7 protein-coding genes are annotated in these 9,306 nt (G+C 72.0%); 1 reads left to right on the plus strand and 6 read right to left on the minus strand.

Annotation, left to right across the window (positions count from 1 at the left end; all coding sequences use genetic code 11):
* Nucleotides 1-32 precede the first annotated feature (32 nt).
* The 6 genes from ACWGL3_RS28475 to ACWGL3_RS28500 all read right to left on the minus strand — a co-directional run bounded on the left by ACWGL3_RS28475 (nt 33) and on the right by ACWGL3_RS28500 (nt 7,912).
* Nucleotides 33-893, minus strand: coding sequence for a hypothetical protein (locus tag ACWGL3_RS28475; protein WP_452462006.1), 861 nt, complete (start codon nt 891-893; stop codon nt 33-35).
* 159 nt (nt 894-1,052) lie between these two features.
* Complete coding sequence (locus ACWGL3_RS28480) at nt 1,053-3,146, minus strand: 3-hydroxyacyl-CoA dehydrogenase NAD-binding domain-containing protein (RefSeq protein WP_267949180.1); 2,094 nt, start codon at nt 3,144-3,146, stop codon at nt 1,053-1,055.
* A complete protein-coding gene (locus ACWGL3_RS28485; RefSeq protein WP_267949181.1) occupies nt 3,143-4,342 on the minus strand; it encodes a thiolase family protein in 1,200 nt (399 codons plus the stop codon). Before ACWGL3_RS28485 ends, ACWGL3_RS28480 begins: the two co-directional genes overlap by 4 nt.
* 355 nt (nt 4,343-4,697) lie before the next feature.
* Nucleotides 4,698-5,702 carry a tetratricopeptide repeat protein gene (locus tag ACWGL3_RS28490; RefSeq protein WP_378554633.1) on the minus strand — a complete coding sequence of 335 codons (1,005 nt, stop codon included), beginning with the start codon at nt 5,700-5,702 and terminating at the stop codon, nt 4,698-4,700.
* Between the two features lie 202 nt (nt 5,703-5,904).
* Entirely contained in the window at nt 5,905-7,155 is a 1,251-nt protein-coding gene (locus tag ACWGL3_RS28495; RefSeq protein WP_267950332.1) for a ribonuclease D, read from the minus strand.
* 181 nt (nt 7,156-7,336) lie between these two features.
* Nucleotides 7,337-7,912 carry a DUF3000 domain-containing protein gene (locus ACWGL3_RS28500; protein WP_267949182.1) on the minus strand — a complete coding sequence of 192 codons (576 nt, stop codon included), beginning with the start codon at nt 7,910-7,912 and terminating at the stop codon, nt 7,337-7,339.
* A gap of 298 nt (nt 7,913-8,210) precedes the next feature.
* Between ACWGL3_RS28500 and hemE the strand changes: the two genes are divergently transcribed.
* A complete protein-coding gene (gene hemE / locus ACWGL3_RS28505; protein ID WP_267950333.1) occupies nt 8,211-9,236 on the plus strand; it encodes a uroporphyrinogen decarboxylase in 1,026 nt (341 codons plus the stop codon).
* The last annotated feature ends 70 nt before the right edge of the window (nt 9,237-9,306 follow it).

Below are 9,306 nucleotides of genomic sequence, written 5' to 3' on the forward strand. Positions count from 1 at the left end.
CCCGCGGCGCCCGGACCCGCCCCGGGCTCAGGTCACTCGTCGAACAGCTCGTCGATGTGGGTGATGGCGGCGGATTTCTCGGCCCACGCGGCGAGTTGGCCGACGTCGCGGCAGCGGCTGATCCGCTCGCGCGCCCCGTCCGGGATGTCGATGCCCTTGGCCCCGAGGATCCTCAGGAGCATGTCGGCCTCACCCTCGGCCCTGAGGCTCTCGGTCCAGGCGCTGGTGTACTCGTACGTGTCCGCCATCACGAGCGACTCCAGAGTCTTCTGTCCATCAGTGTCGGTGAGCAGGTGCAGCGCGAATCCAATGTACTTCGCGGCCCTGTCCTGGTCGATCGATTCCAGACCGGTGTGCAGCGCGTCCAGGACGTCCTTCTTGAGATGTCCGTGAGCCGCCGCCGAGAGCACTCCCAGGGTCGGTGAGACGGCGACCGTTCCGGGGTCGGTGACGACGGGGATGTCGTCCGGACCCACCACGAGGGGGTGGAGGGCGAAGCCGGGATGGCCCAGGTGGATCGGTTCGGCGTACCAGTCGGCCACGGACTGCCGGGGGCAGACCACCAGGAGCATGACCGGGCACTCGTGCCTGAACCGCAGGCTGGCCACGTATTCGGGCCAGGTGAAGCGTTTTCGCTCCTTCTGATCGCGCTGGACCTCCACGACGATGCCCATCAGGTGGTCGTGGGGGTCGTCCGGGCCGGGGCCGCGCAGCATGATCGCGACGTCGGAACGGCGCTCCACGGGATCGACGTGGCCGAGGTCGCACGAGGTGACCTCGCTCCGTTCGTAGTCGGGAACGTTCACGCCGAGGTCGCGCAGGTAGCCGACGGCCATGTCCGGCGCGTCGGCGAACAACTCGGCATATATCTGGTGCTCAGGGGAGATTGCCACGAGGCAGTCATTGCACAGAGTTACTGGATGGTATGTTCGAGTAGTCGAAATGTCTGTGAAGTGCGCTTTTGCGTTCCCGGGGAACGGGAACGGGCCCGGCCGCCCCCGCTGTTCCGACAGGGGTGGCCGGGCCCGTCCGCGTCCGGCGGCGCTCCTCGGTCAGAACGCCTTCGGGGCGCCCTCGTGGAACCGCTTGCCGTTCACGGCCTCGGACACGCCGACCTTGTCCAGGTACGGCGTGATGCCGCCGGTGTGGAACGGCCAGCCCGCGCCGGTGATCAGGCACAGGTCGATGTCGGCGGCCTCGGCCACGACACCCTCGTCCAGCATCAGCCGGACCTCCCTGGCCATCGCGCGCAGCGCCCGGTCCAGGATCTCGCTCTCCTCGGACGGCTTGTCGCCTCCGGTGAACAGCTCCCTCACCTCGGGGTCGATGGTGAAGTCCGGTGCGAAGATCGCCGTCTTGCCCGCCTTGACGATCTCGGCCAGCTCGGCGGAGACCGCGAAGCGCTCGGGGAACGCCTCGTGCAGGGTCTCGGACACGTGCAGGGCGACCGCGGGGCCGACCAGCTGGAGCAGCAGGAGCGGCGACATCGGCAGCCCCAGGGGCGCGACCGCGCGGTCGGCGACCTCGGGCTCGGTGCCCTCGCCCACGGCGCCCAGGACCTCGCCCATGAACAGGGTGAGCAGGCGGTTGACCACGAACGCCGGGGCGTCCTTGCACAGGACGGCGGTCTTCTTCAGCTTCCGGGCCGTGGCGAACGCCGTGGCCAGGGAGGCGTCGTCGGTCTTCTCGCCGCGGACGATCTCCAGCAGCGGCAGGACGGCGACCGGGTTGAAGAAGTGGAAGCCCACGACCCGCTCGGGGTGGCGGAGGCCGGAGGCCATCTCGGTGATCGACAGCGAGGAGGTGTTGGTCGCGAGGATCGCCTCGGGGGAGACCACCGCCTCCACCTCGGCGAACACCTGCTGCTTGACCTCCATGTTCTCGAACACGGCCTCGATGACGAAGTCGGCGTCCGCGAACGCGTCCTTGGTCAGAGAGCCGCTGACCAGGGCCTTGAGGTGGTTGGCCTTGTCGTTGCCGATCCGGCCCTTCTTCAGGAGCTTGTCGATCTCGCCGTGGACGTAGGCGACGCCCTTGTCCAGGCGCGCCTGGTCCAGGTCGGTCATGACGACGGGGACGTCGAGGCGGCGGGCGAACAGCAGCGCCAGCTGTCCGGCCATCAGCCCGGCGCCGACGACGCCGACCTTGGTGACCTTGCGGGCGAGCGACTTGTCCGGGGCGCCGGCGGGGCGCTTGGCGCGCTTCTGCACCAGGTCGAACGCGTACAGGCCGGCCTTGAGCTCGTCGCTCATGATGAGGTCGGCGAGCGCCTCGTCCTCGGCGGCGAAGCCCTCGTCGCGCGTGCGGTTCCTGGCCTCGGCGACGAGCTCGACGGCGCGGGCCGGGGCCGGGGCGGCGCCGTGCAGCTTGCCCTCGACGGTGAAGCGGGCCATGTTGACCGCGTTGTCCCAGGCCTCGCCCTCGTCGACCTCGGGGCGCTCGACGACGACGTCGCCCTTGAGGACCTTCGCGGCCCAGCGCAGGGACTCCTCGACGAAGTCGGCGGGGTCGAACATCGCGTCGGCGATGCCCATCTCGAAGGCCTGCGGGCCCTTGAGCATCTTGTTCTGGGCCAGCGGGTTGTCGATGACGACCTTGAGGGCCTTCTCGGCGCCGATCAGGCGGGGCAGCAGGTACGTGCCGCCCCAGCCGGGCACCAGGCCGAGGAAGGTCTCGGGCAGCGAGAGCGCCGGCACGCCCGAGGAGATGGTGCGGTAGGTGCAGTGCAGCGCCACCTCGACGCCGCCGCCCATGGCCGCGCCGTTGACCAGGGCGAAGGTGGGCACGTGCAGCTCGCCGAGCTTGCGGAACACGTCGTGCCCCAGCTTGCCGATGGCCAGGGCCTGCTCGCGGGTCCGGATCGCCGGGACGCCGGTCAGGTCCGCGCCGACGGCGAAGATGAACGGCTTGCCCGTGACGGCCACGGCCGCGATGTCGGTGCGCGCACGGGCGGCCTCGATCGCGGCGTCCAGGCTGAGGAGCCCGCCGGGGCCGAAGGTGTTGGGCTTGGTGTGGTCGTGCCCGTTGTCCAGGGTGATCAGGACCGCCGTGCCCGCGCCGTGGGGAAGCTCGACGTCGCGGGAGATCGCGTTGGTGACGACCTCGTCCTTGAACAGTTCCCGCGCCTGCTCGATCGCGTTGCTCACTTGCCCCCCTCGTAGTTGGTGTTCTCCCACAGGACGGTCCCGCCCATGCCGAGGCCGACGCACATGGTGGTGAGGCCGTACCGGACGTCGGGGCGCTCGGCGAACTGGCGCGCGAGCTGCATCATCAGGCGCACGCCGGACGAGGCGAGCGGGTGCCCGATGGCGATGGCGCCGCCCCACGGGTTGACGCGGGCGTCGTCGTCGGCGAGGCCGAAGTGCTCCAGGAAGGCCAGCACCTGGACGGCGAAGGCCTCGTTGATCTCGATGAGGCCGACGTCGTCGATCGAGATGCCCTGGCGGGCGAACAGCTTCTCGGTCGCGGGGACGGGGCCCACGCCCATGACCTCGGGCTCGACACCGGCGAAGGAGAAGTCGACCAGGCGCATGCGGGCGTCGAGACCGAGCTCCTCGGCGACGTCCTCCGCGGCCAGCAGGGCGCCGGTGGCGCCGTCGTTGAGGCCCGCGGCGTTGCCGGGGGTCACGTTGCCGTGCGAGCGGAACGGGGTCTTGAGGCCGGCGAGCGACTCCATGGTCGTGCCGGGACGCGGGGGCTCGTCCCGGGTGGCCAGGCCGTAGCCCTTCTCCAGGGAGCGGACCAGCATCTCGACCAGGTCGGGCTGGATCTTGCCGTCGGCGTAGGCCTTGGCGACCTTCTCCTGGCTGCGCACCGCGTAGGCGTCGGCGCGCTCCTTGGTGATGCCCGGGAACCGGTCGTGCAGGTTCTCGGCGGTGTTGCCCATGACCAGTGCGGACGGGTCGACCAGCTTCTCGGAGACGATCCGCGGGTTGGGGTCGACCCCCTCACCCATGGGGTGGCGGCCCATGTGCTCCACGCCGCCCGCGATCACCACGTCGTAGGCGCCGAAGGCGATGCCCGCGCCCGAGGTGGTGACGGCGGTGAGCGCTCCCGCGCACATGCGGTCGACGGAGTAGCCGGGGACGCTGCGCGGCAGCCCGGCGAGGATCGCGGCGGTGCGCCCGATCGTGAGGCCCTGGTCGCCGATCTGGGTGGTGGCGGCGATGGCGACCTCGTCGACGCGCTCCGGCGGCAGGCCGGGGTTGCGGCGCATCAGTTCGCGGATGACGCGGACGACCATGTCGTCGGCGCGCGTCTCGGCGTAGAGGCCCTTGCCTGACTTGCCGAACGGGGTGCGCACCCCGTCGACAAACACGACATCGCGGGCAGTTCGCGGCACGATGGGCCCTCCTTCTCCAAGGGTGAGTGGACTTGTTGCGCCCATGCTACTCGTCAGTAACAAATTGTGCGAGCGGCGGGGCCGACGTCTTCGCGACATCCTGGGAACGGGTCCGGCCCATGGCCGCCGGCGGCGGTCTCCGACCCGGCGCGGTGCGGCCCCGGCACGCGCCGGCGCCCCGGGGCGGACCGCTGCGGGCTCGGGCAGAGGGGCCGCGGGGTGCGCGCCGCCGCTCCGCACCGACCCGAGGCCTTGCGGGGACCGCGGCCGGGACCCGGCGCGCACACGCGTCGGGGCCGGGGTGGTCCACCCCGGCCCCGATCGGACCCCTTCGCCTTCCGCCCCGCCTGCGCCGTCAGAGCAGCGCGTTGGCCTCGCGGTGGCGCCCGGCCGCGTTGTAGGCGCCGGCCAGGTCGCGGCGCAGCCGCAGGGTCAGGCGCCGCACCTCCGGGTCGCCGGAGGAGTTCAGCGCCACCCGGTAGGCCTCGCGCAGGCTCTCCACCGCCTCGTCGGTGCGGCCCGCCTGCGTGTAGGCGCGGCCCAGCCGGTGGTGCACCGCCAGGGTGTCCAGGTGGCCCTTGCCCAGGCGGCGGCGCCGCGCGGCCAGGACCATGCGGAGCTGGTTGATCGCCTCGTCGTAGCGCCCGGACATGTTGTGCGCCGCGCTCAGCCCCAGCCGCAGCTCCTCGCGCCGCTCGGTCGAGGCCACGTCCTCGATCGCCTGCTGGTAGTGCGCGACCGCCGCGTCCAGGCGGCCGCTGCGCCGGTAGCAGACGGCCAGGCGCATGCGCGCCTCCACGGTGTCCTCGTCGGAGGCGCCGAACTGGCGCTCGCGCTCGCGCAGCAGCAGCTCCCACTGCCCGGAGGCGTCCGCCGGGCGCCCGGCGTCCTCGTAGGCCCAGGCCAGGTTCTCCCGGATGATCTCGGTGCGCGGGTGCTCGTCGCCGAAGACCGCGACCGCCTCGGACAGCGCCAGCTCGAACTGCTGCACCGCCGCCTGGCGGCGCCCCATCTGCGCGTACTTGGTCGCCAGGTTGTTGCGGGCGGTGATGGTGTCGGGGTGCTCGGTGCCCAGCCGCTCCACGAGGGAGCGCAGGGCGCGCTCCAGGGAGGCGGCCCGCATGCCCGACGTGGGCGCGGGGGCGCCGTCCGGGGTGCTCTCGGAGCGCTCCTCTGCCAGGGAGAGCGTCTCGAACCCCCCGCCGCCGACGGGGGCCGGACTCGGCACAGGGGTCTCGGCCGGACGGGTCACGGACCGTTCCTCGCGAGCGGGTACGGCGCTGGCGGAATCGGCGGACCGTGTCCTGGTCGCACCCGTCAACCCGGTCTCGCGCAGCAACGCACGCCAGAACGACAGCAGACTCACCACATTTCCCTGATCGCGCAACCGCGGCCTCGCAGCCGACGGCCGTCACACCCGTAAGAGGTCAAGAAGCCCTGATATTCCAAGGCACGTTTCTATAACTTAATCGGACACGGGGCTACGGAACAGGCGTCAAACACCCTTATGGGTCGGTGACTTCCGTCACGTTTGGATTGATTGGGTGAGAAGCGGGTAAACGCTAGCTTTTCTCCGCGTCCCGCAAGGCCGTGGCCAGGGGTTCCGCGGTCAGGCCCACCTGCCACTCACGTGCCCCGCGCTCGCGCAGGAAAACCCCCACGGCGTCGGGGTCCACGGTCTCCGGGGGCGCCCAGGCGAGCCGGCGGACCGTGTCCGGCAGCAGGAGGTTCTCCGTCGGCATCACGATCTCCTCGGCGATGCCCGTGACCGTGGTCCGCGCGGCCTCCAGCCTCCGCGCGGCCTCGGGGGCCCGGTCCGCCCAGCGGTTCACCGGCGGCGGGCCGTCGCCCGGCGCGTTGGGTCGGGGCAGGTCGGCCTGCGCCATGTCGCGCGCGCGGTTGACCGCCTTGATCCACGTCGTCAGGTAGCGGCGGGCGAGCTTGATCCCGAACTGCCGGATCTTGGCCAGGTCGGTCGTGGAGCGGGGCATCGTCGTCGCCGCCTCCACGATCGCCGCGTCCGGGAGCACCCGCCCGGGCGAGATGTCCCGCTCCTGGGCGATGCGGTCGCGTTCGTACCAGAGCTCGCGCACGGCGGCCAGGGCGCGCTGGTTGCGCACCCGGTGGATGCCCGAGGTGCGGCGCCAGGGGTCGGTCCGCGGCTCCTTGGGCGGAGCCGCCAGGACCGCGGCGAACTCCTCGCGGGCCCAGCCGAGCTTGCCGGTCTCCTCCAGCTCGGCCTCCAGGGAGTCGCGGAGCTCGATGAGGATCTCCACGTCCAGGGCCGCGTACCGCAGCCAGTCCTCGGGGAGGGGGCGCTGCGACCAGTCCACCGCGGAGTGCTCCTTGGCGAGCCGGATGTCGAGCATCCGCTCCACCATGAAGCCCAGGCCCACCCTGGGATGGCCCAGGAGCCGCCCGGCCAGTTCGGTGTCGAACAGCCGCTTCGGGCGGAGGTTGACCTCGGACAGGCACGGCAGGTCCTGGTGGGCGGCGTGCAGCACCACCTCGGCCTCGCCCACCGCCGCGTCGAGTCCGCTCAGGTCCGGGCACGCGATGGGGTCGATCAGCGCCGACCCCGCGCCGTTGCGGCGCAGCTGGACGAGGTAGGCCCGCTGTCCGTACCGGTAGCCGGAGGCGCGCTCGGCGTCCACCGCCACGGGGCCCGTGCCGGCGGAGAGCGCCGCGATGACACCGGCCAGGGTCTCGGCGTCGGCGGTGACCTCGGGCAGGCCCTCACGGGGTTCCCGCAGCAGGGGCGCCCTCTCAGCGTCGTCGTCGCCTGGTTCGCGGGGGTCTGTCTTGGAGTTCAACGCGTTCGCCACACCACTACGGTATGCGCTGTCGCCACCGGACGTGGAAATCGGGTGGCTTCCGCGCAGCCGCGCACCCCTCCGCGCGCCCGGCCCCCGCCACCCGGGAGCCGGGGCCCCGCGGGCACGGGAACGGGCCGCCGGGCGCGCACCGCCGCCCCGGCGGCCCGACCGCCCCGGGTCAGGGTCGCGAACGCTGGCGGCGTATGTCGGCGACGTCCAGCGGGGGCAGCCCCGCCGCGGAGGCGAGCAGCGCCGCCCACGCGTCGGCGTGCACGGACAGGTCGTCGGACTCCGGGGTCCACGAGGCGCGCATCTCGACCTCGGTGGTGGAGCCCTGGTCCGACTTCGTGCCGAAACCCTCGGTGGTCGCGCGGGTGACGGTGCCGCTCAGGGTGTGGTGCGTGGCCGCACTCGCCTCCAGGGCGTCGGTGAGCCAGCTCCACGCGACCGGTCCGAGCAGCGGATCGGTCGCGATGTCCGACTCCAGTTCGGAGTTGACCTGGCAGACCACTCGGAAGGGGCCGGGCCAGTCGCGGGTGTTCTCGGGGTCGTACAGCACGATGAGACGGCCCCAGGCGACCTCCTCGCCGTCCACCGTCACCTCGGCGGACACGGCGGCGGAGTGGGGGGCCAACCGCTGGGGGGCGGGTATCTCCCGGACGGTGATCTCGGGGCGGTGGAGGGGTGAGTGCAGGGCCTCGACCGCTCGCCGGAACGTCTCATGCGCGTCCTCGGCGCTACCGACATCGGGCATGGTGGAAACGTCAGCCTTCGTTCTCTGGTGATCACGCACCGGCGGGTGTCGTCTGAACGTGCTCCGCCGTCCCGCCGCGGGCGGGGGGAGGGGCACGCACCCGACCGTGGCACGAGTCACCGGTCGCGGGTCGGAGTTGGAGCGGCGTGTCGGTGTTTTGTGATGATCTTGGGACCGGGTCGCCTTCTACCGCGCCGGTTCGGGACCTTCGGCCGTCCCGGGGCCCCGCCGCCGCCACCCCGCTCGGGCGATCCGAGTGGGAGTACCGGGGAGGGCATGGCACGATCGAGGGGTGACCCTGCAAGAATCTCCTTTCCTCCGCGCCTGCCGGCGCCTTCCCGTGACCCACACGCCGGTGTGGTTCATGCGCCAGGCCGGACGCTCCCTGCCCGAGTACCGACGGGTGCGCGCCGACGTCCCGATGCTTGAGGCGTGCGCGCGCCCCGACATGATCACCGAGATCACGATGCAACCGGTGCGCCGGTACGACGTCGACGCCGCGATCTTCTTCAGCGACATCGTCGTGCCGCTCAAGGCCATCGGCATCGACCTCGACATCAAGCCCGGGGTCGGCCCCGTGGTCGCCGACCCGATCCGGGAGGCGACCGGGGTCAAGCGGCTCCGCGAGATCGAGCCCGACGACCTGACCTACGTGACCGAGGCGGTCGGCCTGCTGGTCGACGAGCTGGGCGACAAGCCGCTCATCGGATTCGCGGGCGCCCCGTTCACCCTGGCCTCGTACCTCATCGAGGGCGGCCCGTCCAAGAACCACGAGCACACCAAGGCGCTCATGTACGGCGAGCCCGAGCTGTGGGACGAGCTGATGCGCCGCCTGGCCACCATCACGCTGGGCTTCCTGCGCACCCAGATCGAGGCGGGGGCCAGCGCGGTCCAGCTCTTCGACTCCTGGGTCGGGGCGCTCAGCGCCGAGGACTACCGCGCCTCCGTGCTCCCGTACACGTCGTGGATCTTCGGTCAGCTCAGCGAGTACGAGGTGCCGCGCATCCACTTCGGCGTGGGCACCGGCGAGCTCCTCGGCCTGCTCAGCGAGGCGGGGGCCGACGTCGTGGGCGTGGACTGGCGGGTCCCCCTGGACAAGGCCGCCCAGCGCGTCCAGCCGGGCACCGCGCTCCAGGGCAACCTGGACCCCGCGACGCTGTTCGCGCCCTGGGAGGTCGTCGCCGAGCGGACCCGCGACATCCTCTCCCGCGGCCGCGCCGCGGACGGGCACATCTTCAACCTGGGACACGGGGTGCTGCCGAGCACCGACCCGGACGTGCTCCAGCGCCTCACGGCGTTCGTGCACGAGGAGACCGCCGTCTAGACGACGCGTGCGCTCCCGGACCGGACACGGCGGGAGCCCCCGGCAGCCGGGGACCGCGGCACACATCGGC

Source organism: Nocardiopsis sp. NPDC055824 (assembly GCF_053616335.1).